The sequence below is a fragment of the Shewanella alkalitolerans genome (assembly GCF_019457575.1).
Classification (GTDB): Bacteria; Pseudomonadota; Gammaproteobacteria; order Enterobacterales; family Shewanellaceae; genus Shewanella; species Shewanella loihica.
This window is the reverse complement of sequence record NZ_CP080422.1, coordinates 43,494-69,745: the sequence shown is the minus strand read 5'-3', so window position 1 is coordinate 69,745 and position 26,252 is coordinate 43,494. Positions and strand designations below refer to the sequence as shown.

19 protein-coding genes and 1 riboswitch are annotated in these 26,252 nt (G+C 57.1%); of the genes, 8 read left to right on the top strand and 11 right to left on the bottom strand.

The genetic code is table 11. The annotated features are described in order from the left end of the window. Window positions 1–97: 97 nt before the first annotated feature. The 4 genes from K0J45_RS00280 to K0J45_RS00265 form a co-directional block, all read right to left on the bottom strand. Window positions 98–763, bottom strand: coding sequence for a TorD/DmsD family molecular chaperone (locus tag K0J45_RS00280; protein WP_011863867.1), 666 nt, complete (start codon window positions 761–763; stop codon window positions 98–100). 10 nt (window positions 764–773) lie between these two features. Further along, the gene (locus tag K0J45_RS00275) at window positions 774–2,444 is read right to left on the bottom strand and encodes a 4Fe-4S binding protein (protein WP_220045178.1); all 1,671 of its coding nucleotides are present in this window, start codon (window positions 2,442–2,444) and stop codon (window positions 774–776) included. 187 nt (window positions 2,445–2,631) lie between these two features. Continuing rightward, the gene (locus tag K0J45_RS00270) at window positions 2,632–3,222 is read right to left on the bottom strand and encodes a DUF3306 domain-containing protein (RefSeq protein ID WP_220043833.1); all 591 of its coding nucleotides are present in this window, start codon (window positions 3,220–3,222) and stop codon (window positions 2,632–2,634) included. Next, entirely contained in the window at window positions 3,222–3,692 is a 471-nt protein-coding gene (locus tag K0J45_RS00265; protein WP_144202355.1) for a DUF3305 domain-containing protein, read from the bottom strand. Before K0J45_RS00265 ends, K0J45_RS00270 begins: the two co-directional genes overlap by 1 nt. Window positions 3,693–3,986: 294 nt before the next feature. Between K0J45_RS00265 and K0J45_RS00260 the strand changes: the two genes are divergently transcribed. The 4 genes from K0J45_RS00260 (at window position 3,987) to K0J45_RS00245 (ending at window position 8,473) form a co-directional block, all read left to right on the top strand. Then, a complete protein-coding gene (locus tag K0J45_RS00260) occupies window positions 3,987–4,832 on the top strand; it encodes a formate dehydrogenase accessory sulfurtransferase FdhD (RefSeq protein WP_011863863.1) in 846 nt (281 codons plus the stop codon). Window positions 4,833–4,855: 23 nt separating this feature from the next. Next, on the top strand, window positions 4,856–5,761 hold the full coding sequence (locus tag K0J45_RS00255; protein WP_220043831.1) for a substrate-binding domain-containing protein: 906 nt from the start codon (window positions 4,856–4,858) through the stop codon (window positions 5,759–5,761). Between the two features lie 95 nt (window positions 5,762–5,856). Then, window positions 5,857–7,746: a DUF294 nucleotidyltransferase-like domain-containing protein gene (locus K0J45_RS00250; RefSeq protein WP_220043830.1), complete on the top strand. Its 1,890-nt coding sequence runs from the start codon at window positions 5,857–5,859 to the stop codon at window positions 7,744–7,746. Window positions 7,747–7,753: 7 nt separating this feature from the next. After that, complete coding sequence (locus K0J45_RS00245) at window positions 7,754–8,473, top strand: 3'-5' exonuclease (RefSeq protein ID WP_220043829.1); 720 nt, start codon at window positions 7,754–7,756, stop codon at window positions 8,471–8,473. Between the two features lie 103 nt (window positions 8,474–8,576). On the opposite strand, the gene K0J45_RS00240 is transcribed toward K0J45_RS00245, so the two are convergent. Next, window positions 8,577–10,148: a BCCT family transporter gene (locus K0J45_RS00240; protein ID WP_220043828.1), complete on the bottom strand. Its 1,572-nt coding sequence runs from the start codon at window positions 10,146–10,148 to the stop codon at window positions 8,577–8,579. 380 nt (window positions 10,149–10,528) lie between these two features. Here K0J45_RS00240 and folM point away from each other — a divergent pair, with 380 nt between their 5' ends. Next, window positions 10,529–11,236 (top strand): dihydromonapterin reductase, encoded by a 708-nt coding sequence (gene folM, locus K0J45_RS00235; RefSeq protein WP_220043827.1) that lies wholly within the window; start codon window positions 10,529–10,531, stop codon window positions 11,234–11,236. 137 nt (window positions 11,237–11,373) lie between these two features. Here the strand turns inward: folM and moeB are convergent, their stop codons facing one another. From moeB to K0J45_RS00215, 4 genes are all read right to left on the bottom strand, one after another. Continuing rightward, window positions 11,374–12,141: a molybdopterin-synthase adenylyltransferase MoeB gene (moeB, locus tag K0J45_RS00230; RefSeq protein ID WP_220043826.1), complete on the bottom strand. Its 768-nt coding sequence runs from the start codon at window positions 12,139–12,141 to the stop codon at window positions 11,374–11,376. 10 nt (window positions 12,142–12,151) lie between these two features. After that, window positions 12,152–13,399, bottom strand: coding sequence for a molybdopterin molybdotransferase MoeA (moeA, locus tag K0J45_RS00225; RefSeq protein WP_220043825.1), 1,248 nt, complete (start codon window positions 13,397–13,399; stop codon window positions 12,152–12,154). Window positions 13,400–13,580: 181 nt separating this feature from the next. Continuing rightward, complete coding sequence (locus K0J45_RS00220; RefSeq protein WP_220043824.1) at window positions 13,581–14,651, bottom strand: efflux RND transporter periplasmic adaptor subunit; 1,071 nt, start codon at window positions 14,649–14,651, stop codon at window positions 13,581–13,583. Beyond that, window positions 14,648–17,758 carry an efflux RND transporter permease subunit gene (locus tag K0J45_RS00215; RefSeq protein WP_220043823.1) on the bottom strand — a complete coding sequence of 1,037 codons (3,111 nt, stop codon included), beginning with the start codon at window positions 17,756–17,758 and terminating at the stop codon, window positions 14,648–14,650. The genes K0J45_RS00220 and K0J45_RS00215 overlap by 4 nt, the downstream gene beginning before the upstream one ends. A gap of 528 nt (window positions 17,759–18,286) precedes the next feature. On the opposite strand from K0J45_RS00215, the gene ftnA reads away from it, so the two are divergent. Continuing rightward, entirely contained in the window at window positions 18,287–18,811 is a 525-nt protein-coding gene (gene ftnA / locus K0J45_RS00210) for a non-heme ferritin (RefSeq protein WP_011863852.1), read from the top strand. 178 nt (window positions 18,812–18,989) lie between these two features. Here the strand turns inward: ftnA and K0J45_RS00205 are convergent, their stop codons facing one another. Next, the gene (locus K0J45_RS00205; RefSeq protein ID WP_258406735.1) at window positions 18,990–22,205 is read right to left on the bottom strand and encodes an EAL domain-containing protein; all 3,216 of its coding nucleotides are present in this window, start codon (window positions 22,203–22,205) and stop codon (window positions 18,990–18,992) included. Window positions 22,206–22,586: 381 nt separating this feature from the next. Beyond that, the gene (gene ribB, locus K0J45_RS00200; protein ID WP_220043821.1) at window positions 22,587–23,240 is read right to left on the bottom strand and encodes a 3,4-dihydroxy-2-butanone-4-phosphate synthase; all 654 of its coding nucleotides are present in this window, start codon (window positions 23,238–23,240) and stop codon (window positions 22,587–22,589) included. 169 nt (window positions 23,241–23,409) lie between these two features. Then, window positions 23,410–23,609: riboswitch (FMN riboswitch) on the bottom strand. Between the two features lie 139 nt (window positions 23,610–23,748). On the opposite strand from ribB, the gene K0J45_RS00195 reads away from it, so the two are divergent. Next, complete coding sequence (locus tag K0J45_RS00195) at window positions 23,749–25,809, top strand: S9 family peptidase (protein ID WP_220043820.1); 2,061 nt, start codon at window positions 23,749–23,751, stop codon at window positions 25,807–25,809. Continuing rightward, complete coding sequence (locus K0J45_RS00190; protein WP_434086944.1) at window positions 25,724–26,104, top strand: GIY-YIG nuclease family protein; 381 nt, start codon at window positions 25,724–25,726, stop codon at window positions 26,102–26,104. The genes K0J45_RS00195 and K0J45_RS00190 overlap by 86 nt, the downstream gene beginning before the upstream one ends. Window positions 26,105–26,252: the final 148 nt, after the last annotated feature.

The following is a 26,252-nucleotide window of genomic DNA, read 5'->3' as shown; positions in this document are numbered from 1 at the left end:
AGTCGACACTAAGACCAGAACCCGACGCTTGGTGAGGGTTGCCCCTCGGTTTCAATATGTCGGCGCGTTGGCGCCGACCACTAAGCTAAACCACAACCTAGGACGCGAGTTCGCTGGCTGTCGGTTCAATCTTCTCCGCTTCGCTGCCAGGGCAGTTCACCGGAATATCTAACTTAAGTTGCTCAAATTCGTTGGCTTCGATAACGAAAAACGCCTTGGCTAGCTGGGCCACGGTGGCATAGAAGGCCGCGCTCGGCGCCCGTCCCAGGTGGTCACAGAAGCGCTCGATCCAGCTGCCGATGTGGCGTTGGTAAAACGCCAACTGGCGGAAGCCAGGCGCCTCGAGGATCAGGGTGCCCATCACCTCACACAGGGCGGCCACATGATCTTCCGGCTCCTTCACCTCTTCGCTGCGCTCAAACCCCAGCTGAGCCAGATCCTGTCTGAGCAGGGCCAGCGGCTTGTCCATCAGCGAGCCCGTCATGAACCAGCTGCCATAGGGCAAGATCTCACCGCTACCCACGCCGAGGAAGATGTTGAAGTACTCATCTTCCAGCTGCTCAGGGGTAAACTGCTCCGCCGCCAATTTCAGCGCCAACCAGGCCTTGGTCATGTCGCTGTCATCGTCGGCATCTATCTCCAGGGTGGAAAGGAACTGCAAAAGTTCAGCACTTGGCTGCTTGCGTAAAAGCGCCGCCAAAAGCTGGTAGATATCGGCTCTTAACTGATCGTTTTCTGAAACTTCTCTTACTAATTCGGTCATGGCTAAACTCTTATCGCAGTTGCTTTTCAGGATCTTGAAGTATGTCTTCAAACATGTCTTTTACCCGGCAGTCGCTACACATCTTCAGACGCTCGGTATTGGCACTGAAGGCACTGTGTCCGCCGACTACATCCAGCATCCGTTGCACCATGGATTGGGTGGCGAATGGGGTACCACAACGAATACATTCGAACGGGGCCTCCTCATTCAGGGTTTGACGGCTCTGACGAGCAGTCGCATCGAAATTAATCTGTGGTGTCAGGCTGATCACCTTCTCCGGACAGGCCGACTCACACAGGCCGCACTGCACGCAGGCTTGCTCGACAAAATAGAGCGCCGGCTTCTCACCGCCGTCGGTCAGCGCCTGAGTCGGACAGGTCGACACACAGGAGAGACACAGGGTGCAGTTATCGGTATTAACGCTCACCTTACCGTAAGGAATATTACTCTTGCTCAGGCAGGCATCGGTAGAGGCCGCCTGGCTGTTGAGGTGATCGATCGCCGCGTAGAGGGTCTCACGCTTGGTGGTGGCGGCAAATTCGCCCGGCACTATCATGGGCCAGCTGGCGCTCGGCTCGATCAATGTGGCCAGGTCGGCAATCTGACTGGCCTCAACCACGCTGACACGCTGTGGCTGACCCATCTCGTCGAGGATCTCGTTGGCCAGCTTGAGCTCGCCGTTGAGCATCTGGGTCAGGGTTGGCGCCGTGGCCTCTGTGTTGAGCACCAAGATCTGACGCGCGCCCCAGGCCAGGGCCGCCATCCAGTGATCCATGCTGGCGACCGTGATCTCCTCCAGCTCCACCGGCAAGATGGCACCGGGCAGCTCGTCGCCGATCAGCGTGGCACCCAGGCTGGCATCGTGGAACAGGATCACAGGCGCGGTCTGCGCCGCACTGCGAAAACGTGTCACCAACTTGTTCAGGTAGGAGTGCAGCGCCTGTGGCGTCGGCAGGTCATAGCTGATGGCGCCGGTCGGGCAGGCATTGGTACAGCTGCCCGCACCGTGGCAGAGGTAAGGGTCGATCTCTATCTTATGGTCCACGCTGGCGATGGCATCGGCGGGACAGAAGTTGAGGCAGCGGTTACAGCCATCGATACCGTTTCTGTGGTGGGCACAGATATCGCTGTTCACCTTGACGTAGCGCGGCTTGTCGAACTCACCGATCAGCTCGGGCAACTGGGCGATGGCATCCATCAACTTGGCCTCATCCTGCCCCACGTAGAAGTAACCCGGAGGCAGCATCTCGAGGTTGATGCAGGGCGCTTGGCTAAGGTCGAGGATAAGATCGAAATGGGCCTTACGAATGGCCACCAGGCTGAGGTCAGCGGTGCCGTTGTCGTGCTCAACCTTGACCTGGAATTGACCCAGGAAGCCTTTGATCTCGATAAGCTTGTTGTAATAGCTCTCGACATCTTCGGCGGCGTTCATCACCTTCTCCAGGTGGTCTTCATCCTGGCTGGTGATCGACTCGTTAGCCAGAATGGCGCGCTGACCCATGTTGGCCAGCTTGTCGGCCGCCAGGCGTGCCAAGTCTTCCGGGCCAATGATCAACACATTGCCCTCTGTGGTGTAACTCACTGTAGGTGGGATCAGGTTTTGCAGGATTTGTGTCTGTCCCAACACTTGCTGGCGCACCTGCTTCAGGTGGGCCAAATTGTCGCTCGTCTCTAAATGCATGCTCACATTGCGTTCCTAAGCAGTATTTGGCTGCTGTATCAGCCGGGTGGCTGTTGTGCTCTAACGGCATGCGCTTGTTGCGCCAGCTTCACCCTGAGTTCAACGATTATCTAACTCGTTGTTAATTGTCGTTAATACAGCAAATCACGTACCAAATTTATGGATTTAAAAGCACTCTAAACTTACCTTAAACAACAGGAGGCTTGGTTGAGGCCTGTATTTCTGGTTCATTTTGGGACACCTCGTCGGATGCCCTGTCCAAATTGTCCTCGACCTGCGCCGCAGCATTTTCCTGCTGTGCTAGCTGGGTTTCCGCCGTCTCGGCAGCCGCCTCGACCGCCTCTTCATCCTTGGTCAGATGCCTGAAGACCTTCTTGGCTAACTCGGCCGATACCTCGGCGGTCAACTTGGGCTGATCTGTATAGTCCAGGGCATATTCCAGCAGGCCATCGATCTCGTGATAGTGTGGCTGCTTCCAAAGCGCCCTCAGGGCCGCCGTCTTGGCATCAGGATCGACGTTGTCGGCCATGAAACTGGCGAAGCTGCCACCCACCTCTATCTTCTCGGGATCCGGCAGGTCCTCGGCGGTCAGTATCTTCTTCTCTTCGGGAGCGACTTGGTCGCTAGCTTCGACACCATCCGCACCTTCGGCCTCAAGCGATGGCTCGACCGGCGTTTCCTGGGCCTGTTCGGCCAGACGCGCCGCCTCTTCCTCGGCCTGCACCTGTTGGCGACGCTGGGTCCAGCGTGCGAAGAGTCCGCTTGGCTTATCACTCATCAGGACACTAGCCCCCTATCCGGATTGGTACTCGGCCCCTCGTTCTTACGGCGATTGACATGCTTGCGCCTATGGGCGCAGATCTCCACCTCGCCGTGACGGGTGATGAAGGCCTCTATCCAGCAGGCGATCGCCTTGGGCATGGGGAAGTTCAGCACTGGGGTGTCACCCTCCAGGCAACCGGCTGCGACATTTTGGTCGGCCGAGATATAGGCGGGCACCCAGGTGCCATCTTCCAGCTCGTCGCACACCACGTAGAGCATGGCGTTGTCCATATCCAGGTTGATGCGATAGCTGCCGCGCTCATCTTTGTAGAGTTCAAGCATCACTATGTGGGCCCCGGCAGGCGCGGGCTGAGTGGCGGGAACTATCTGATCTAATTCCCAACTTTCAGCGGTCCAGCGCCCCATCTGTTTCTCCACCTTTTTCAGTGAGACATACATGGGCCATTGACTTTCGGTATGTTGCATTGCGTCTCCGTTTTGCCTAGCAGGCCGGCGTATTGCTGATTCGCCGGGCATTGGGTTAGCGATAGACCTAACAAAGCAATTTACATGCCATCGCTAGAAGGGGAATAGTTTGAACTGGATCATCAAATCCCTAACAAGCGTAGGACAATTTGTCCTAAAAGCCATTTTGGCCGGGACAGAAAAGGGCGACATCGCACAAAGTCGACGCCTGGATCACGCATTTACACTCGAAATCCTTGCGTAGGAACGATACTTGCTATGCTCAATGCGCCCCAATGCAACAAGACGAGAGCAATGACAAGTTTCAAACACCCCACACTGGTCAAGACCCAAGCTGATGCCCCGCTCACCATGGCGGTGAAAGCCATCAACGAGCAGGGCGAAGTAGTCGACAAATATATCGCCTGCGAGCGCCCCCTCACCCTCTACCTGAACTGGCGCCCCATAGTGACTCTGATGACACTGGGTGCCCGTCCCGAAGCGCTGGCACTGGGCTATTTGAAGAACCAGGGCTTCATCAGCGACGTCCATCAGCTCGAGTCTGTGATTGTGGATTGGGAGGTTAACTCGGCGGCGGTGATCACCAAGGAGTCGACGGCGCACCTGGAAGAGAAACTGGCGGAGAAGACAGTCACCACAGGTTGCGGCCAGGGCACTGTCTATGGCGGCTTCATGGATGGCGTCGAGGATATTCGCCTGCCCACGCCGCAGCTGAAACAGAGCATGCTCTACAGCCTGCTCAATAACATCAGCGCCTACAACGAGACCTATAAGAATGCCGGTGCAGTGCATGGCTGTGGCCTGTGCGAGGGCGATCAGATCATCGGTTTCGTCGAAGATGTCGGCCGTCACAACGCGGTCGACACCCTCGCCGGCGAGATGTGGCTCAAGCAACAGGGCGGCGGCAACAAGCTGTTCTACACCACAGGGCGTCTCACCTCAGAGATGGTGATCAAGGTGGCCAAGATGGGCATCCCCGTCCTGCTTTCGCGCAGCGGTGCCACCCAGATGGGGCTGGAACTGGCCCAGAAGCTAGGGATCACCATGATCGCCCGCGCCAAGGGGCGCCACTTCCTCATCTATCATGGTGCGGAAAATATCGAATTTGATGCCACACCGCCGAAGCGTAACCTAGGTTAACGGAGAAGGTTAAAGGATTATCCATGACTGAACCCAGCGAACTCGTCTACATGAGCGCCAAACAGGTCGCCGAGTATCTCGACCTGAACGAGAAGAAGGTCTACTCCATGGCCAATGACCGCATTTTGCCCGCCACCAAGGTGACGGGTAAATGGTTGTTTCCCAAGATTTTGATCGACCGTTGGGTCATGGACTCCTGCCATAGCGGCATGCTGTCGGATCGCATGCATATCACGGGAAGCGACGACCCCCTGCTCTCCATGTTGGTGGCCCGCCTCATGTCTAAGATAGGCAAGAGCGATCTCATCAGCTATAGCTCAACCGGCTCCCGCATGGGGCTGGATCTCCTGTCGCGCGGCTACGCCGACGTCTGTACCCTGCACTGGGGCAATGTGGAGGAGCGCAACATACGTCACCCCGCCCTGCTCAAGGGCTACCCCAACCACCAACAGTGGGTGATGGTGCACGGCTACACCCGCCAGCAGGGGCTGATGATGCGCAGCGAGATGCACCACAGATGCCAGGAAGAGGAGAAAGTGATCGGCCTCCCCTGGCGCTGGGTCGGCCGCCAAGCCGGCGCCGGTAGCCAACAACACCTAGAACACTGGCTGATCAAGCAAGGCGCCAGCATAGAGCAGCTCAATCCGCAGATCACCGCCTATAGCGAGCGAGAACTGGCGGGCTTCATCGCCCGCAACGAGGCCGATATCGGCTTCGGCTGTCAATCGGTAGCGCTGGAGAGCGGCCTGAGCTTCGTGCCTCTGGTGACCGAATCCTTCGACTTCGTGATGCCCCAGGGGATCTACTTCCGTCGTCAGCTCCAGGCCTTGTTCGAGATGCTCGGCAGCACCCAGACCCGCCAACTGGCGGCCCAGCTCGGCGGCTATGATCTCAGCCAGTGCGGCCAGATGTTGTGGACGGCCCACTAAGCTAAGGGATCTTTTTAGGCCAGGCGCCACACATAGCCTGGTCTATGGGGTAGTATGTTAGCCATGACAGGAGAAAATCAGCCACAGGCAGATCTATGGAAGCAGAGTTAAACGAGATCCAAAACTTCTTAAGCCAATATCCCCCGTTTAATGCCCTGCCCGACGAGGTGGTCGCCATGGTGAGCCACCATGTGGAGATCGCCTACTACCGCCAAGACACCCCCATCATCCACTTCGGCGATCAGATCCATGACCTCTACATGGTGCGCAGCGGCGTGGTGGAGGTCTACCGCCGCAAGGGGGAGCTCTATAACCGCCTGGACAGCGGCGATCTCTTCGGCCAGATGGGCCTGCTCACCAACAACAAGGTGCGCTTCCCGGTCAAGGCGATCGAGGACACCCTAGTCTATTGCATCCCAGAGGCGATCTTCCAGCAGCTCTACGATCAGTACGACACCTTTGCCGACTTCGTCGAGGTGGAGGACAGCGCCCGCCTGCGCCAGACAGTCTCTAACACCAGCGAACAGAATGACCTGACCACCTCTAAGGTGAAGACATTGCTCACCCGCGATGCCCCTGTGATCCACAAGGGCGAAAGCATACAGCAGGCCGCCATCATGATGGCCCAGGAGAATGTCTCTGCCCTCCTGGTGATCGACCCTAATGTCCTGGAGGATGAGGACGGCGACACCAGCCCGCTGCTTGGGATCATCACAGACAGGGATCTCTGCACCCGAGTCGTGGCCGAGGGGATAGACCCGGCCACCGAGCTGGCCGGCGTGGTCAGCACAGAGGTGATCACCCTAGATCATAACGCCTATGTCTATGAGGCCATGCTCACCATGCTGCGCTACAACGTGCATCATCTGCCTGTGTGCAAGGGACGCAAGCCGATAGGCATCATCGAGGCCACGGATATCGTCAGATACGAGTCGCAAAATTCCCTGCTGTTGGTGAGCAGCATCTTCCAGCAACAGAGTCTGGAGGAGCTGGCCGCCCTCGCCACCCAGGTCAAAGACAGCTTCGTGCGCCTAGTGAACGAAGACGCCAACTCTCACATGGTGGGTAGCGCCATGTCGGTGATCGGCCGCAGCTTCAAGCAGCGAATACTCGAGCTGGCCGAAGAGAAACTAGGCCCACCGCCCATCCCATACTGCTTCCTGGCACTGGGGTCCATGGGCCGCGACGAGCAGCTAATCGTCACCGATCAGGACAACGCCATCATACTCGACGACGAATTCGACGAAGCGAAGCACGACGACTACTTCAGCCAGCTGGCCAACTTCGTCTGCGATGGGCTAGATAGCTGCGGTTACAGTTACTGCACCGGGGATATCATGGCCACCAACCCCATGTGGCGCATGACGCGCAAAGAATGGGAGGCCTGTTTCGCCGACTGGATCGACGATCCAAACCCCAAGGCGCTACTGAATGCCTCCATCTTCTTCGATCTCGACGGCGTCTATGGCCGCCTCAAGTGGGCCGAGCAGCTCAACGGCTTCATCGTACGCCGGGCACGCAAGAACAACCGCTTCCTGGCCTGCCTCGCCCGCAACGCCCTGAATCGCACCCCGCCGCTGGGTTTCTTCAAAGATTTCGTGATGGAGAAAGATGGCCGTCACAACAACTCCATCAACCTCAAGCGCCGCGGCACGGCGCCGCTGGCGGATCTCATCCGGGTACACGCCCTGGCGGTGGGTTCACGCGCCCGCAACTCCTTCGAGCGTCTGGACGACATCATAGACGCCAACATCTTGCCTAAGGGGCGCGGCGAGGATCTGCGGGACGCCATGGAGTTCATCTCCATGGTGCGCATCCGCCATCAGGCCCTAGACGTTGAACAAGGAATCGATCCCGACAACAACATAGAGCCAGAGCACCTGTCGGATTTCGAGCGCCGCAACCTCAAGGATGCGTTTCAGATCTTGAGTAACGCCCAGAACTTCCTCAAGTTCCGCTACAACGCCAGCAACCAGTTTAAGTGAGCCTAAGATGCTGAAGAAGCTATTGTCACCACCTAGCATCGACTGGCCGGGTAAATTTGAGCAGCGGCTCAAGACCACTGAGCATCAGGGTTTACGCCAGTATTACCTGGGCGGCCTGCCGGACCCCGACACGCCGCTGGCGGAGGTCGAGCTGCTGGCGATGGACTTCGAGACCACGGGCCTGAACGTCGACAAGGACGATATCGTCAGCATAGGCACTGTGCCCTTCAATCTGAGACGGATCTTTCTCAATCGCGCCCAGCACTGGACCGTCAGGCCAAGAGAACAGCTGGCCGAGGAGTCGGTGATCATCCACGGCATCACCCACAGCGACATACTGGACGCACCGGATCTATCCGCCATCTTCGAACAGGTGTTGGAGCAGATGGCGGGCAAGATCATGGTGGTGCACTATCAAGCAATAGAAAGATTATTCCTGGAGAAGGCACTGATCCGCCGCATTCATCAGGGGATAGAGTTCCCCCTGATAGATACTATGGCGCTAGAGTCTGAGATACAGAAGCGCCAGCACGGCGGCCTGCTACAACGCCTAAAAGGAGACAAGCCGGGTTCGGTGCGATTGGGCCAGAGCCGGTCGAGATACGGCCTGCCCAGCTATCCGCCCCACAACGCCCTGAGCGACGCCATCGCCACCGCCGAGCTGCTGCAGGCGCAGATCGCCCATCACTTCGACCCCAACCGCCCCATCAAAGAGTTCTGGTGCTAGCGCTTGTCTAAGCTCTGGTATTGCCGTTTATACTTGCTCTGACATAGGCGCAGGCAATAAAAAAGAAGGCCAAGGGCCTCCTCTATTTTCCACGATTCCCGCGTTAGAAGCGCTCGGTGCGCATCCCCTTCAGCAAGCTGACACACATCAGCAGCAGTATCACGGTAAAGGGCAGTGCAGTCGAGATGGCGCCGGCCTGCAGAGCCTGAATCGCCTCGGTACCACCGATCCACAGCAGCGCCATCGCAATTGCACCCTCGAGCAGCGCCCAGAACACCCTCTGTGGCACAGGCGCGTCTATCTTGCCGCCGGCGGTGATGCTGTCGATCACCAGAGAACCTGAGTCCGACGAGGTGATAAAGAACACCAGTACCAGCACCACGGCGATGATAGAGAGCAGAGTGCCGAACGGCAGCACATCGAACATCTCAAACATGGCCAGCGGCACGTCGGTCAGGCCCTTGGCCCCCAACTCACCCACCTTGTTGACCACCTGATCGATCGCCATGCCACCAAATACCGACATCCAGATAAGGGTCACGCCGGTCGGTACCAGCAGCACTGCGGTAATGAACTCACGCACTGTACGTCCCTTAGAGACCCTGGCGATAAACATGCCCACGAATGGTGACCAAGAGATCCACCAGGCCCAGTAAAATACTGTCCAGCCCTGGAACCAGGCCTCATCGGTGCGCCCGTGTGGATTACTAAGCGGAATAATGTTCTCCACGTAGGCCATCAGGGTGGTAGGAATGCTGCCCAGGCTGACGGCGTAACCTATCATGGCCACCAGGATCAGCAGCGCAAAGGCAACTATCATATTGATATTACTGATCACCTTAACGCCGCCGTCGATCCCGCGCACCACTGAGACCACTGCCAGCAGGGTCACGACGACTATCACTATCATCTGCAGCCCAAGGCCGGCATCTATGCCAAACACATGGTGGATACCGCTGGCGGCCTGCTGGGCACCTAGGCCTAGCGAGGTCGCCAAACCAAACAGGGTGGCCAGCACGGCCAGGATATCGACAATATGTCCCGCCCAGCCCCAGGCTCTGTCACCCAGCAGAGGGTAGAAGATGGAGCGGATAGAGAGGGGCATCCCCTTGTTATAGGTGAAGAAGGCCAACGACAGGGCGACCACACCATAGATGGCCCAGGGATGCAGGCCCCAGTGGAACATGGTGGCCCCCAGCGCCAACTTGGCCGCCTCCGGCGTGTTGGGCTCGACCCCAAGCGGCGTCTCATACCAACCGGTAAAGTAGGCCACGGGCTCGGCCACACTCCAGAACATCAGGCCTATCCCCATACCGGCGGCAAATAGCATGGATAACCAGGAGAGAAAGGAGTAGTCCGCGGTGGCTTCGTTACCGCCGAGACGTATCTTGCCGTAGGGCGAGAGGATCAGGCCCAGGCAGAAGATCACGAAAATATTCCCCGACCAGATAAACAGCCAATCGAAGGCGCCGATAATCTTCCACTTGATGCCATCGAGCACAGACTTGGCTGTCTCGGCATCGGTCAACAGGGTCGCCAGCAGGAAGGCGGCAATTAGCCCGGCACTCACCCCAAATACGGGGTTGTGTACATCGAACCCCCACTTCTGCACATTGTCCTGGCCGATCGTATAGTCGGTGCTTTCAATGCTGTATTTATCAATACCTTTCGTCATCGATTCTCTCCGTTAAGACCTCAAAGAATCGCCACCAGGCCATCATTTAGATTTGATTAAAATGATTTGAACTCATAGCAATACAATAGAAATATTCGGCACTATTGTAACGCCATAGCGCTTTTATTCCAAATCACAGCCAGTTTTCGACCATTTAGATCCAATTTAAGCGCTAAAAACCCGATTTATACTGCATATGGATGAACGACACATTGATTTGAATACAAACAATAAAGGTGATTATGGATAGAGATTAAACTTACGACTATTCACATGAATCAGGCCGAGGATAGGACTCATATTCCCTAAAAACACTTGAATCCGTCGAGCCGCGAAAGCTACTATCGGCTGCAATATCGGGAATCAAAGGGTGCATCAGGATGCAAAAAACCATACTCATCACAGGCGTAGGCAAGCGTATTGGCCTCTATCTGGCCGAGGCCTTTCTCGCCCGTGGACACAAGGTGATAGGCACCTATCGCAGCCACTACCCCAGCATAGATGCCCTCACAGAACTGGGCGCCGACCTCTACCCCTGTAACTTCACCGTTCAAAGCCAGCTCGAAGAGCTTATCCAGACGCTGAAGCAGAACTATCGTCAGCTAGATGCGGTGATCCACAACGCCTCGCTCTGGCTAGATGACAATGACCCAGCGGGCGCCGATCAGGTGATCGCCCAGATGATGCAGGTTCATGTCTATGCGCCCTACCAGCTCAACCTCGCCCTAGCACCGCTACTGCAAAACCAGCAGGCCATGACGGATATCATCCATATCACCGACTATGTGGCGCAAAAGGGCAGCAAGAAACATATCGCCTACGCCGCCAGCAAGGCCGCGCTGGAAAACATGACCCTCTCCTTCGCCGCCAAGTTAGCCCCAAAGGTGAAGGTCAACGCCATCGCCCCGGCGCTGATCTGTTTCAACGAGCAGGACGATGCCGCCTATCGCGAAAAGGCCAGGGCCAAGTCGGTATTAGCCAGAGAGGGTGGCGAAGTCGAGGTGCTGCAGGCGATAGACTACCTGATGCAGAGCCAGTATGTGACGGGGCGTTCCCTGGCACTGGATGGTGGCAGACACTTAAAATAGGCCTGAATCAAGAACTACATTGTCAGTTTGCCGTGAAAAATCGGTGGTAAGACACAAAAAAGCGAGGCCTTAGCCTCGCTTCTTACTTAACTAGCGATATCAAACTCTCAGGCAACACCACAACAGTAAGTAAACGCTCACACACCGCAAACATGGCAATGAGGCTGCTTAGGCAGCTTCATCTCGCGAAACTCCATGGTCATGGCATCTATCATCAGGATGCGACCGCTTAGGGTCTTGCCCATCTTGGCCAGCACCTTGATCGCTTCCACCGCCTGCAGGCAACCTATCATGCCCACCACGGGCGCCAGAATGCCCGACTCGACGCAGGTCAGCTGTTGGTCGCCAAACAGCTTGCTGTAACAATGATAACAGGGGCTCTGCTCACCATAGTCGAATACGGTGACCGTACCCTCCATGCGGATGGCAGCGGCCGACACCAAAGGCACCTTATGTTGAAAACAGGCCTGATTGAGCTGCTCGCGCACCACTATGTTGTCGGTACAGTCCATCACCAGATCATGCTCGCCCACCAGCGCCAGGATCTGCTCGTCATCGAGCACGGCGTTGATGGTCTCGACCCTGAGATGGGGATTGAGCTGCATCAAGGAGGTCTTGGCCGACTCCACCTTGGGCTGGCCGATAGTGGCGTCGTGGTGCAGCACCTGCCGCTGCAGGTTCGACAGCTCGACGGTATCGAAATCCACCAGGGTTAGCTGACCCACTCCGGCGACCGCCAGATATTGGGTAGAGGCACAGCCTAGGCCGCCGGCCCCTATCACCAGCACCTTGGACTGCTTGAGTCGCTCCTGGCCTTCGAAGTCCATCGCCTTGATGGAGATATGGCGGCTATAGCGCAAGATCTCTGCGTCGGAGAGGATCTCTTCTTGGGTATTCGGCTCCATCTGTCCGCCCCTAGAGTGCCAGCACTGAGTTGAAGGGTTCCACAGTCACCAGGCTACCGTCCGGCGTATCGCCCTGCTCCTGCGCCAGGATAATGAAACAGTTGGCCAGACTCATTGAGGTAAGCATGCCAGAGCCCTGGCCGCCGGTGACACTCACCTCGGCCTCACCTTGGGCATTTTGACTCAGCACACCACGTTGATACTCGACGCGGCCGGGGAACTTACGCAGGTCGCCCTTGAGCTTGGCCTGTAACAGGAGCGGCTTGACCTGAGGCAGCCCCTGCATCTTGTTGAGCAGCGGCCACACCAATTTGTAGAAGGTCACCATGGAGGAGACAGGATTGCCCGGCAGACCACAGAAGACCGCCTCGCCGATACGACCGAAGGCGAAGGGCTTACCCGGCTTGATGGCCAGTTTCCAGAAGGTGATCTCACCCTCCTCGTCGAGGATCTGCTTGGTAAAGTCGGCATCGCCCACCGAGACGCCGCCCGAGGTGATCACCATATCGGCATTAGCCGCGGCATTACGAAACGCGGCGCGGATCGCCTCCGGGTCGTCTTCGATCACCCCAAGGTCTATCCACTCGACGTTGGCGCGGCTCAAGAGGCCCTGAATGCTGTAACGGTTGGAGTCGTAGATCTGACCCGGCGCCAACTCTGTGCCCACGGGGCGCAACTCGTCACCGGTAGAGAAGAAGGCCACCTTGACCAGGCGGGTCACCCGTACCTGGCTGGCACCTATGGTGGCCAGCACGCCCATCTCGGCGGCGCCGATCTGGGTGCCGGCGCAGAGCACCTTGCCACCCGTCATCACCTCTTCGCCGCGACGGCGCACGTTGGCGCCTAATGCCTTTGGCGCCTCAATCACTATGCTGTCGCCGTCGACCTCGACTTTTTCCTGCATCTGCACTGTGTCATAACCCGGCGGTACAGGCGCGCCCGTCATGATGCGTACACAGGTATTGGCACTGGCCTCGCCCTCGAAGGGATGCCCGGCAAAGGAGTGACCTATGAGGGTGAAACGATTGCCCTGGGCCAGATCCTCGAAGCGGAAGGCATAACCGTCCATCGCCGAGTTGTCGAAGGGTGGCAGGTCTATGCTAGAGGCCAGATCCTCGGCCAGCACACGTCCCAGCGCATGGGGAAGCTGCACCATTTCCGATTCTTCCAGTGGACGAACTTGTTCCAGAAGCTTGATGATGGCTTCATCGGGATGCATTAGGCTGGGTTTTGCACAGGGATCGGCTTGCATAGACATAGAGTACCTTAGCGTTAACTGTAGGATATGAGTAAAAGCGAATATTGCCGCTCATTATGCCACGCTGAGATCAGAAGACTATGATCTCGACGGCAGTTTTTGGCCGCAATCCGCCGAGATTCAACCAAAAAGCCGACAGCGGCTGGGCGGATGTCGGCTCGGCTATCTCCAAAGGTATAGATTAACCGGCGCTCAGCTCCAGGGTATTGGCCTGCACCTTCACTTGCTGGCCATCTTGTAGCGTCTCGGCGCCGCGAATCACCACCTGGTCGCTGTCGCTGAGTTCACCCTTAACGGCGATCCACTCCCCTTCACCATCGCCCAGTTCGACTGCCACCTTCACCGCCTTGTTACTCGCATCTATCTTGAACACGAAGGCACCGGCGGAGCGCAGCACCACGGCGTCACGGGGCACTAAGGTGGTCAGTTGTTTAGGAGCAATTGGCAGTGCCAGGGAGACCAGCTCGCCGACGTTGAGCATATCCTGTCGCTCCAGCGGTAGGTCGATGCGAGCCTCGAAGGTCTGGGAGCGCACATCAGACACGGGGATCAGGCTGCGGATCTTAGCGGAGAACTCCCCCAGGCCATGATAGACCCGCAGTTCATCCCCCACCTTCACCCGGCGACTGTGCTTGAGCGGCGCATGCAGTCTGATCTCCAGGTTGTCCGGGTCGGTAATGGCGACGATTGACTCGGCGCGGCTGATATCCTCACCCGCCTGACGTTGACGCGCCGTGATGATGCCGGCAAAGGGCGCCTTCACCTGGGTGCGGGCAATATCATCGAGGATCATCTTAAGTTTGATCTGCGCCAGCTTGAGGTTAGCGGCGGCCAGGTCGCGATCCGAGCGCGCCTTGTCCAGCTCGGTCTCCGAGGCGTTCTTGTTAGCCATCAGCTTCTGCAAGCGTTTCAGCTCGCGGTTCAGCCTAGACAGCCCCACAGTCTCATACTCTATCTGCGCCTCTTGCTGAGCCTTCTGCAGCTCGAGGCGAGTCTTCTCGATGCGGGCGACCACCTCACCCGCCTTCACTAGCGTACCGGCCTCGATCACCCACTCGAGCTTACCCTCGATGCCCGCGGTCAGCTCGGCATAGTTACGGGAGTGCACAGATCCTATCACCATGATCTTGGGCGACAGGGCGCGGTTCTCAACCTGAACCACCTGCACCAGACGCTCGGGCGCCTCGCCCTGGGCCCAGCTCATGGGACCGATTAGAGAGAGCGCCAGCACGCCGGCAATTAAGGATCTCATGACTTCACTCCTGTAGTGGATGCGAGGGCTGGCTCGTCGGCCCCCCTTTTGGTAACTGGGCTCAACCTATGGGTCAGACGCAACAGGCTGGGCATCAAAATAAGGGTAAACAAGGCGCTAAAGGTCATGCCGCCGACGATAACCGCCGCCAGGCCGCGGTAGATCTCGCTGCCGACACCGGGCACCAGCATCAGCGGCAGCATGCCGAAGATGGAGGTCAGGGTGCTCATATACACAGGGCGGGCGCGGGTCGCCACGGCCTGAGCGATGGCCAGGTCGATATCCGGCGTCTCGCGATAACTCTGGCGGGTCTGATCCACCAGCAGGATGGCGTTATTGACCACCAGCCCCAGCAAGATGATGAAACCTATCATGGTCAGCAGATCCAGGCTCTGGAAACTAAACAAGTTTAGCAGCCGCAGGCTGACCACGCCGCCACAGATCGCCAGCGGCATAGAGAGCAAGACCAGCAGGCTATCCTTGGCCGACTTAAACATGGCGGCCATCAGCAGGAAGAGGATCACCACCGCCAGGGCGAAGTTGGCGCCCATATCCTTGATAGTGCTGTCGAGCTTGTCGGCGCTGCCACGATAGCCGAGTGAGCTGTTTTCCGGCAGGCTGGCTCTCAGGGTCGGCACCGCCGACTCATTGAGTTTCTCCAGGGCCTCATCCAAGGACATATCCGCCGGCGGGAAGATCAACAGGCTGACGCTGCGCTTGCCATTGACTCGCTGCAGCTGGGTCGGTCCCACGGTTCGCTTGAGGGTCGCCAGCTCGCCTATGGTCTGAATACCGGCGGCCTGGGTATAGACAGGGGTCGCCGACAGTTGCTCGGGCACCTGCCACTTGGGCCCCTTGAGCAACACATCCATGCGCTCGTTGCCGTCGAAATACTCACCCACAAACAAGCCAGAGGTGTAGGCGCGAATGGCGTTGGCTATCTGAATCCGGTCGACGCCCGCCTGGGCCAGACGGCGCTCGTTGGGGATCAACTGCAGCTCGGGTTGTGCCATGGAGAGACCAGGAATCGGCCTAACCACGGCGCCGGGCAGCGCCTCCTGAATGAGCCCCATCCCCTTGCCTGCCGTCTCCATCAGGGCCTCCATGTCGGCCCCCTGAAGGTCGATATTGATCGCTCTGCCGCCGTTAAAGCCAAACTGCAGCAGGGAGCCGCGGTTGGTAAAGGCCTGGGTATCGGGCAGTCCCACCAAGATCTCCTTGTTGAGCAGCTCTATCATGGCATCGGCCTGGGACGGGTCTTCGGGATAAATAAACAGCACGTTGAAGGCGCTGTACATGGAGAAGTTATATCCCTTGATATAGGGCTGTTTCTCCTTGTCATAGTATGGCTTGAGGCGTTCTATGATCACATCACCCACCTCCTTCTCCAGCGTCTTGACGTTTGCGCCCGGCGGCAGGGCGAAGAAGGCGAATATGCCGTCCGAGCGCGCCTGGGGCAGAAAGTCGGGTCTCGGCATCAGGACCGCCGTCAACAGGGCAGCTCCCAGTATCAGGGTGATACACCAGAAGACGGCACGTTTGGTGTCGCCGGTGAGGCGCTGTACGGTTGCCGAGATCCAGCGCCACAGGCGGCCGCTCTGCTGGCCATCATCCTGCGGTGAGAGCTTGAGCCACAACAGGCTAAATACCGGGATCAGGGTGATGGCACTGATAAAGGAGGAGACTACGGCCACCGACAGGGTGAGCGCCAGATCAGAAAACAGCTGCCCCTCCACCCCGGGCATGAACAGGATCGGTAGGAAGATGGCGACCGTCGTGGCGGTGGAGGCCAGCAAGGCACCCTTGACCTGATCTGTGCCCTTGGCGATGGCCTCACGGATCGGCGTCCCCTGCTGCAGGATGCGCACGATATTTTCCTGCACTATGATGGCCGCATCCAACACCAGTCCCACGGCGAAGGCCAGGCCCGCCAGGGAGATCACGTTCAGTGTGCGCCCCATCATCTCGAGGAAGAAGAAGGCGATCAGCAGGGCGACGGGGATGGTCGAGGCGATCATCAGGGTCGCGCGGAAGCTGCGCAGGAAGGCATAGAGGATCACCAGCGCCAGCACCACACCGATCGCCAGGTTGCCCTTCACCAACCAGATGGCCCGCTTGATATGCACAGAGGCATCGAAGGAGAGATCCAACACCAGCCCCGCCTCCTTGAGCGGTCCCAGATTGAGCTCGGCAATCGCCTCGTTGACACCATCGAGCACCTTCACCGTATTGGCATCGAAGGTGCCCTCCACCGTCATATAGTAGGCGGGGTAACCGTTACGCTTGGTAAAGCCCTGCACATCGGCACTCGACACTTCCACATCCGCCAGCTCGTTGAGGTAGATGGGGCGTCCCTCGTTGTAGGTGACGATGAGATTACCCAGGTTTTCTGGCGTGTATTGGCCGATGAAACGTACCGTATATTGGCGACGACCCACGTTAGCTGTGCCGCCCGAAATATCCGCCGCCCGCGACAGTGTGCTGCGCAGTTGATCCAGAGTGATCCCCAGCGCCGCGGCGCGATAGGGATCGAACTCGATATGTAACTCTTTCGGCAGGCGACTCTGCAGGCGCACCGAGCCCACGCCGGAAATCAGCCTCAGCCTGGGCTCGACCACATCGTCGATCAGCTTCTGGTACTGGGCGAAGTCGGTGGCCGGATTATCCGGCGCCATACGGATCAGCAGGGAGGCCAGATTGGGCGCGCCGTTACCACCGCCGACATTGATGAAGGGCTCGTTGGCATCCAGCGGCCGGGGGGGCGTCTGGTTGAGGGCGTTGATCACATTGATCATCCCCGCCTGCATGTCGCTACCCACCTCGAAGGTCAGTGTGATGCCGCCAAAGCCCTGGGAGATATTGGAGGTCATCTCCACCACGCCGGGCACCTGGCGCAGCACATTTTCCTGAGGCTCTATGATGTTGGATTCCATCTCCTGAGGCGCCGCCGAGCGCCAGTTGTTGAAGACGGAGATCTGCGGCCGTTGAATGTCCGGCAGCAGCTGGATCGGCAGCTTGCCTATGGCTAACACGCCGAATATGGCGATCAGCAGCAGGGCCACTAGGGTGCCGGCAGGGTTATTGGTGCTTAATTTGGTGAGGTTCATCGATTGTCCCACCCCAGGCACGTCAGACCCGGCCGGGGTTATGAGCTTAGTTTCTTGACCCTAAAGCCTAGAGACAAAATGTTAATAAATCCGCCTGATTTGGTTAGCAAATGTAACAAGCAGACATGAATGCTACCCTCTAAGCCATTAACGATAATTATTTGCATTTAAAAACATTGAGTTAAGTAAAGATGGTTGCAATTCACTGGGGGGTTAAACACAATAAATAGGGCCTATTGACCTTTCCTGTTTGTTTTTGCAGCAGTTTGAAGGTGATTGATACAAGGCAGAGCCTGAGTCGTGTAGTGGTTCTACACAAACTGGCGATAACGCAGTAGAAATGGCCTGCAAACGCTGCCCTATGGGTTCATCTAAACGCGCCCTGCACTTTGTTGCTCGCAATTCACATAGAGTAACTATGCTTCATTGCTCTCGCCTCGAGCAAAACGCGTTTAGATAGAACAAAAATTAAACCTGAAAGGTGAACAGGCCCTAGCAACAAGAAATGACTCAAATAAGGAAGTAACTATGCTGGCACAAACGATGATAGATCAGTTGAACGCGCAAATTAATGTGGAGTTCTTCTCCTCTAACCTCTACCTACAGATGAGCGCCTGGTGTGAAGACAAGGGCTTTGAGGGTGCCGCGAAATTTATGCGTGCTCACGCCGAAGAGGAGATGCAGCACATGCATCGTCTGTTTACCTATGTGAGCGAAACTGGTGGCATGCCGCTACTGGGGGCGATCGAGGCGCCGCAGTCACAATTCGATTCGCTGCTGGCCCTGTTCGAATACACCTATGAGCACGAGCAGATGATCACCAGCAAGATCAACGCGCTGGCCCACACAGCCTTTACCAATCAGGATTACTCGACCTTCAACTTCCTGCAATGGTATGTGTCTGAGCAGCACGAAGAGGAGAAGCTGTTCAAGTCTATCGTCGATAAGATCCGTCTGGTGGGCGAAGATGGCAAGGCGCTCTTCTTCGTCGATAAAGATCTGGCGCAGATGGCTCAGCAGGAATCTGCCAGCGTGATGACAGTCGGCGAATAAGCCAGATGCGGGGCATGGCGCCCCGCCTTTCCCCCGCTATGCTTCCCACATGGGATTTCCACATTGATTTTCCGCGAAGGCGCTCGCCTAACTAGCTTTGTCTAAAGCCTAATACCTAAACGCCTCTCCCTAACCGTTTTCAAACAATCTGGCTATCGGCAGCGATTGAGTTGAGCAGTCAAAGCAATGAGGTCGGTTTCTCTCTGACGATGCGGCGCAGCAAGGGTTCGAGCTCCTTGAGCGGCATCGGCTTGGCCACGAGATAGCCCTGCACGAAGTCACAGCCTAACCCCTGCAGGAAGCTGCGCTGCGGCTCGCTCTCCACCCCTTCGGCCACCAGGCGCATATCCAGGCTCTGCCCCATGGTGATGATCGCCTTGATCAGGTTGGCATCCGCCCTATCTTCCAGCATGTTATCGACGAAGCTCTTGTCTATCTTGATCACCGAGATGGGGAACTGCTTCAGATAGCTGAGGGAGGAGTAGCCTGTACCGAAATCATCCAGGTAGATCTCCACCCCGAGGTGACGAATCGCCGTCAACGCCTTAAGGGACAGCTCGGTGTCGGCCATCAGAATCGATTCGGTGATCTCTATGTGGACATATTGGGGCGCCACATCATATTTCTGCAGCAAGCCGTTGAGCATGCAGGCGAAATGGCTGGGATCGCCGTGGGCCAGCTGACGACCAGAGACGTTAATCGCCATGTTGATCATTATCCCCTGGCTATGGCATTGGCGTAGATCCCGCAACGCCTGCTGGATCACCCACTCGCCGATTGGCTCGATAAGCCCAGTCTCCTCGGCGATGGGGATAAACTCATCGGGGGGCACCAGGCCTCGCTGTGGATGACGCCAACGCAGCAAGGCTTCCAGGGCGACGCCTTCACCACTGCTGGTATCTACAATCGGCTGATAATGCAGGCAGAACTCGTGTTGCAGTACGGCGCTGCGCAGCGACTGCTCCAGGGTGATACGTGCCAGCATGTTGTTGTTCATGTCGGGAGAGAAGTAGCCGAAGCAATTACGGCCATCTTGCTTCGCCTGATACATGGCGGTCTCGGCATTACGGGTCAGTACCTCGACACTGGTGCCGTTGCTGGGGTAACAGCTGATGCCGACACTGGCGGAGATCAGCAGCTCGTTGCGGTTGATGCCGAAAGGCGACGACAGGTGCTGCAATATATGCTGCGCCCGCTGCTCTATCTCCCCTTGATGCTTGGTGTGCCCCATGACCACCACAAACTCGTCGCCGCTGAGACGGGCGACGAAGTCATGCTGTTCCAGCAGGGCTTCCAGCCTGGCGGCCGCCACCTGCAGCAGCTCATCGCCCACCGCATGGCCATAGATGTCGTTGATGTATTTAAACCTGTCGAGATCGATGAAGAGCACGGCCACAGAGCAGCAACGCTGCTCCGCCAGCTGCAGCATCTGCGACAGGCGCGAGGTATAGAGCTGACGATTAGGCAGGTTAGTCAGGGCGTCGTAGTTGGACTTGTACCAGATATCCTGCTCGTACTTCTTACGGTTACTGATATCCAGGAAGAGGCCGATATGTTGCACCACCCGCCCCTTATCATCCTTCACCACGGTAATCGCCAAGTATTCGGGATAGATCTGGCCGTTCTTGCGCTTGTTCCAGATCTCCCCCTGCCACTTGCCGTATTGCTTGAGCGACTGCCACATCTGTTCATAGAAGTGATGGGGTTGCTGATGAGAGTTAAGGACGGCCGGGCTGCGACCCTTCACCTCCTCCAGGGTATAACCTGTGATCTGGGTAAAGGCGGGGTTTACCGCCTCGATCAGGTTATCCTTGTCGGTGACCACTATCCCTTCGGCGCAGTATTCAAACACCGCCGAGGCCAGGGAGAGTTCACGGTTGGCCTCCTGGCGCTCACTCAACATGGCGTTGAGGGCCATCGCCATCTTGGCGACCTCGTCTCGCCCATCCACCGGCACAGACAGCTGCAGCTGAGTATTCTGCGCCATGCGCTGCATCAGGGAGGCTATGGTGCCGATGCGGGTCACCAGGTTATTGACGATGAGGCGACCCAAGACAATCAAAAACAGAAAGTTGCACATGGCCGCCATGATGCCTAACACCAGGAAGCTGAGCGCCTCGCGCCCCTGACGTTGTACCAAGTTAGCTATGTTATTGCTCAGGGTCAGGCTCGCCTGATTCATCTGCCCCAGGGCCTCAGTGGCCAGCCCCCACCAGGCCTCGCTGGCTACCGCTGGGTGTTGGTGTTGCAGCTGAGACAGGGCCGCCAACATGGCCTGATCGGCTATGATGGAGTGCCCCTCTTGTGGTAAGGGTCCGGCATGACCTGATAGCCTGTGCTGACGCTGGGCATCCACCGCCTGACGATACTGCTCCACGGTATTATCTATCTGGGCCAGCGCCTCGCGCTGTGGCGAGGTCACATGGGGCAGCTTCTGGGCCTGTTGCAAAAGCCCCTGTATGGCCAGGCAGTCCTCTTCGAACAGTATGATGTTGGTCTCTTCGCCCGAGAGCAGGTAATCCTGATAGTGATCGATCAAGCCGCCATACCCCAGCCTCTCCCTGAGGCGATTGGCCAGCAGAATAAGATTCACCTGCGCCTTCACCCGCCCTTTCATCAGCAGCAGCTCCTGGGTCGCCTCGTTATCTAGGGTCTCCTTGATCAGGGCAAGATCCGCCGGGGAAGTGGTCGAGAGCATTTCGTGGAAGGCGTCCAGCAGGTCATCCTGCATCGAGTATTGGGCGAGATAGGCCTGATGATCTAGGCTGTCGGCGGCCAGCAGACGATTGAGCAGGTCGCGATCTTTGCCCGCCAACTCCTGTAGCTTGAGCATATGGATAAGGTCATTGTAGGCCTTTGCGAGCAGGGTGTTTTGTACCTGGGACTGGATCTGGGAGATGAGCACCAAGAGGTGCTGAGTGAACTCGCTGTAGAAGTTAAAGCCGCTTCCCTCAGTGCGACTATCTATTCCCTGACGCACCTGCTTGAGGCGGGCGCCCAGGGCATGAATGGTGTCGACACTCTGTTGCAAGTTGACGCTGGGCCTGTCTATGTCGCTGAGGGAGAGATGCAGGTTAGCGATATTGGGGGCATCCAACAGCTCCTGCAATGCCTTGTCTGTCTGGCGCCGCTGGGTCTGTAGCCGCCGCTCGAATCGATTACCCTGGCTGGCGACAAAACCGGCCGACAGGCCTCGCTCGTTCTGCAGGGCGAAGATGAGCTTCTGGGTCTGCTCAGTGATCATCACCCCCAGGGCATTGCGCTGAGCCGTCTGCTGGCGCTCGATCAGATCGAGCATGCGCAAGCTGCCGAAGATCAGCAGCAGCAACATGGGGATAGTCGCCAGCAAGATTAATTTCTGGCTCAGACTATACCGGTTCAGCATAGATGACATCTTAAGCGCTCCTTGCTCGATTATCACAAAAGCAGACGCGAGGAATTTAGGGTCTGAGAGTAGTAACATAGCCTAACCCCCGCCGTCATACCTATTTCACCAAAGTCTAATCTAGGTCACGAAATTAACGCTTCAATGGTGAATTATTAGATAAGCCTTTATTTTTTATTAACATTTAGATTGACGAGAAGATTTTGCAGGAAGGCGTTCGGCGCAAGCAGAGCGAGGCTGGCACAGGGTTTGACACAAAAAAGGCCGATGAGATCGGCCTTTTTATCGGACTAAACTAAACAAATAGCCAATAATTAACTGTTTGTTTAGTTATACATGACAAATCAGTTGGCTCATATGAGTTAGCTGATTTGCGCTAACGCACTTGGGTTAGCTCGCCTTTTCCAGCAATGACTTGCGATAGCAGACGATATCTTCGATGGTGAGCACAGGCATCTTATGCTGCTCGCCGAAGGCGATGATCTCTGGCAGACGCGCCATGGTGCCGTCGACATTGGTCACTTCACACAGCACGCCCGCCGGCTTGAGTCCCGCCAGCTTCATCAGATCTATGGTGCCCTCGGTATGGCCGCGACGTGTTAGCACGCCACCGGGCTGCGCCCGTAGCGGATAAACATGGCCGGGACGGGCCAGGTCGCTAGGCTTGGCATCATCGGCGATGGCAGCCTTGATGGTGGTCACGCGATCGGCCGCCGACACACCTGTGGTTACCCCCACCTTGGCTTCGATACTCACGGTGAATGCAGTACCGTATTGGCTGGAGTTGTCTTCCACCATGGGCGGTAGTTCCAGCTGCTTCACCCGCTCGTCGGTGAGGCAGAGACAGACGATACCGCTGCATTCGCGGATCAACAGCGCCATCTGTTCTTGGGTCAGGTGTTCTGCGCTATAGATAAGATCCCCTTCGTTTTCGCGATCTTCATCGTCGACCACCAGCACGCCTTGACCGGCTCTAAGCGCGGTGAGGGCGGCTTCGACGCGAGTGATGGCATCGCCAAAGGGAGAAAGTAGAGACTGATTCATGGTTAAATCCTTAGTAAGACTAATAAAATGGTTTTTCCAGAATCAGGGCATGCAGAAAATGACGCGCCTTGGAGTCTCTTTGAAAAAGATATCCAGGCTCGCCGAATAAGAGGTGTGCAGGCACGAGAAAAGCATGAGGCCAGCCTCATCTTCTCGCGATCACGCTATCTTATATTCTCTTTCATCCGGACTTAGTGCACTAGGTGCTCATTACCGTCGGCTCTGGAATAGAGTGCTTGTTGCACACTTCACCAGATCTGCTGACCCTAGCTGCACACTAATACCTAGATGCAAATAGGCGCTCGCGGGCTGACATCCTATAGGATGATTACCGCCGGTGGGGAGTCTCACCCCGCCCTGAGAATGTACTCTCCTTTGATGGAAAGCGCCGCTATGGTGCGCCTAAAACCATCAAAGTACAAGCGCTAGGGGTGACAAATATAAGCCAGATCACCTAAGCTCTTGCTCCAGTACCCGCTCACTTTCGGCTCAGAATAAGGTCACTCCAATGTCAGGGATAACCCCCCCGGTCGCACGCAAACAAGCCCACCCACTCAAGCATCACGGCAATGATCGTATCGATGACTACCATTGGCTGAGAGATGACGAGCGCCAATCCCCCGAGATGCTGGCTCATCTGGAGGCGGAAAACGCCTACCACAAGGCCTGTTTTGCCCCCTTCGAGCCACTGCAGCAGACGTTGTTTCAGGAGCTTATCGGCCGCGTCGACAAGGACGAGTCGAGCGTCCCCTATCGCTGGCACCAACATTGGTACTACAAGCGCTATCAGGGAGAGCAGGAGTACCCGCTGTTTGGCCGCAAACGCAAGCTGGAAGGCGAGGAGCAATTACTGCTCGATGCCAACGAGCGCGCCCAGGGTAAGGAGTTTTACAGTCTGGGCGGGCTGAGCGTCAGCCCAGACGAGACGCTGCTGGCCATCAGCGAAGATACCCTGAGTCGGCGCCTCTATCGCATCAGCATCAAGCGCCTGGACACGGGTGAATGGCTCAGCGACAGCCTAAGCGACACAGATGGCGAAATCGTCTGGGCCAAGGATAACCAGCACCTCTTCTATATCGCCAAGGATCCTCAAACCCTACTGGGCAATCGCGTCTATTGCCACCGCTTGGGTGATCCCCAGGCCAATGACCGCCTGGTGTATCAGGAGGCGGACGACAGCTTCTACCTGTCGATCGGCAAGAGCCTGGATGAGTCGCGCATCCTGCTCACCCACGAGAGTACGCTCACCAGCGAGGTGTCCATCTTAGATGCCAACCAACCAGAGGCATGCTTTAAGCCACTGCTTCCACGGGAGCCGGGACACGAATATTCGGTGGCCAAGCGCGGTGAGGAATATTACATACTCACCAACTGGCAGGCGGTGAACTTCCGTCTGATGAAGGCCACAGAGTCGAGCTTCGCCGATAAGCGCACCTGGCAGGAGATCATCCCCGCAGATGAGTCGCGCCGCCTGGAAGATCTGCTGGTGTTAAAGGACTATCTTGTGGTGCAGTATCGCCAGCAGGGGCTGAGTCAGATCCGCATCCTGCCCCTCAACGGCGCCCCGGAATATGAACTCGATTTCGACGATGCCGCCTACGTGGTGGGTCTGGATGTTAACCCGGTTCAGGATAGCCATCATCTGCGCATCTACTACGCCAGCCCTTCGACCCCCGAGTCCATCTACCTGGTGGATCTCACCCAGGCCAGCCCGAGATGCCTGCTGAAACAGGAGCGAGTACTCGGCGGCTTCGATAGCCAACACTACCAGACAGAGCGGCTCTTCATCGACGCCAGAGACGGCGCCAAGGTGCCCGTGACCCTAGTGTACCGCAAGGACAAGTTCCTCCAGGACGGCAGCAACCCCTTGTATCAATATGGCTATGGCGCCTACGGCTACACCATAGAACCTGACTTCGACAGCGCCATCCTTAGCCTGTTGGATCGCGGCGTCGTCTATGCGGTCGCCCACGTGCGCGGTGGCGAGATGTTGGGGCGCCCCTGGTACGACGCCGGCCGCCTGATGCAAAAACAGAACAGCTTCAACGACTTTATCGACGTCACCCTCGCCCTGGTAGAGCTAGGCTACTGCGCCCGGGATAAGGTGGTTGCCAGTGGCGGCAGCGCAGGTGGCCTCCTGATGGGCGCGGTGATCAATCAGGCGCCGCAGCATTATCTGGCCGTGGCGGCCCACGTGCCTTTCGTCGATATCGTCACCACAATGCTCGACGAGTCGCTGCCCCTGACCACCAACGAGTATGATGAGTGGGGCAACCCGAATCAGGCCGAGGCTTACCACTACATGCTGAGCTATTCGCCCTACGACAACATCAGCCGTCAGGCCTACCCGCACCTGCTGGTCACCACAGGCCTGCACGACTCTCAGGTGCAATATTTCGAGCCCGCCAAGTGGGTGGCGAAACTCAGAGAATATAAACAAGACGAGCACCTGTTGCTGTTTCATATCGACATGGAGGCGGGTCATGGCGGCAAGAGCGGCCGCTATCGTCACTTTGAGGACACGGCCGAAGAGTACGCCTTCTTCCTCGGCCTGTTGGGACTCGCCTAAGATGACCCAGGAGAAGTTAGCTAGCACCACCTGGAGCCTCTACATGATCCGCTGCGCCAACGGCCACCTCTATACTGGGATCACCACAGATATCGACCGCCGCTTCAAGGAACATAGCGACAATGGCCCCAAGACGGCCAAATACCTCAGGGGCAAGGGGCCACTGACTCTGGTCTATCGCGAGCGGGTCGGCAGCCACTCGGATGCCCTGAAGCGGGAAATCGCCGTGAAAAGGCTCACAAAAACGCAAAAAGTCGCCCTAATACACTTTGATGCAAATGATGAATGCCCCTAAAAATTACAGGGGAAAGCAGCCGTAAATCATAGGCTAAGGCCAAAACAAACCAGACCGGCCCGGCTCAACAAGATGTAAACCACAGATTTACCTCAGGTTAAACGTCTTTACTTACCCATAACAAACCACTATCTTAGGCGGGCGCGTT

Bases quoted from the DNA above. Each gene is read 5' to 3' on its own strand.
- K0J45_RS00280 (WP_011863867.1), bottom strand. From the start codon at position 763: ATGACCGAATTAGTAAGAGAAGTTTCAGAAAACGATCAGTTAAGAGCC.
- K0J45_RS00205 (WP_258406735.1), bottom strand. From the start codon at position 22,205: ATGTCATCTATGCTGAACCGGTATAGTCTGAGCCAGAAATTAATCTTG.
- K0J45_RS00190 (WP_434086944.1), top strand. From the start codon at position 25,724: ATGGCGGCAAGAGCGGCCGCTATCGTCACTTTGAGGACACGGCCGAAG.
- K0J45_RS00195 (WP_220043820.1), top strand. From the start codon at position 23,749: ATGTCAGGGATAACCCCCCCGGTCGCACGCAAACAAGCCCACCCACTC.
- K0J45_RS00215 (WP_220043823.1), bottom strand. From the start codon at position 17,758: ATGAACCTCACCAAATTAAGCACCAATAACCCTGCCGGCACCCTAGTG.
- K0J45_RS00220 (WP_220043824.1), bottom strand. From the start codon at position 14,651: ATGAGATCCTTAATTGCCGGCGTGCTGGCGCTCTCTCTAATCGGTCCC.
- ftnA (WP_011863852.1), top strand. From the start codon at position 18,287: ATGCTGGCACAAACGATGATAGATCAGTTGAACGCGCAAATTAATGTG.
- K0J45_RS00260 (WP_011863863.1), top strand. From the start codon at position 3,987: ATGACAAGTTTCAAACACCCCACACTGGTCAAGACCCAAGCTGATGCC.
- moeA (WP_220043825.1), bottom strand. From the start codon at position 13,399: ATGTCTATGCAAGCCGATCCCTGTGCAAAACCCAGCCTAATGCATCCC.
- folM (WP_220043827.1), top strand. From the start codon at position 10,529: ATGCAAAAAACCATACTCATCACAGGCGTAGGCAAGCGTATTGGCCTC.
- ribB (WP_220043821.1), bottom strand. From the start codon at position 23,240: ATGAATCAGTCTCTACTTTCTCCCTTTGGCGATGCCATCACTCGCGTC.
- K0J45_RS00250 (WP_220043830.1), top strand. From the start codon at position 5,857: ATGGAAGCAGAGTTAAACGAGATCCAAAACTTCTTAAGCCAATATCCC.
- K0J45_RS00270 (WP_220043833.1), bottom strand. From the start codon at position 3,222: ATGAGTGATAAGCCAAGCGGACTCTTCGCACGCTGGACCCAGCGTCGC.
- moeB (WP_220043826.1), bottom strand. From the start codon at position 12,141: ATGGAGCCGAATACCCAAGAAGAGATCCTCTCCGACGCAGAGATCTTG.
- K0J45_RS00245 (WP_220043829.1), top strand. From the start codon at position 7,754: ATGCTGAAGAAGCTATTGTCACCACCTAGCATCGACTGGCCGGGTAAA.
- K0J45_RS00240 (WP_220043828.1), bottom strand. From the start codon at position 10,148: ATGACGAAAGGTATTGATAAATACAGCATTGAAAGCACCGACTATACG.
- K0J45_RS00255 (WP_220043831.1), top strand. From the start codon at position 4,856: ATGACTGAACCCAGCGAACTCGTCTACATGAGCGCCAAACAGGTCGCC.
- K0J45_RS00265 (WP_144202355.1), bottom strand. From the start codon at position 3,692: ATGCAACATACCGAAAGTCAATGGCCCATGTATGTCTCACTGAAAAAG.
- K0J45_RS00275 (WP_220045178.1), bottom strand. From the start codon at position 2,444: ATGCATTTAGAGACGAGCGACAATTTGGCCCACCTGAAGCAGGTGCGC.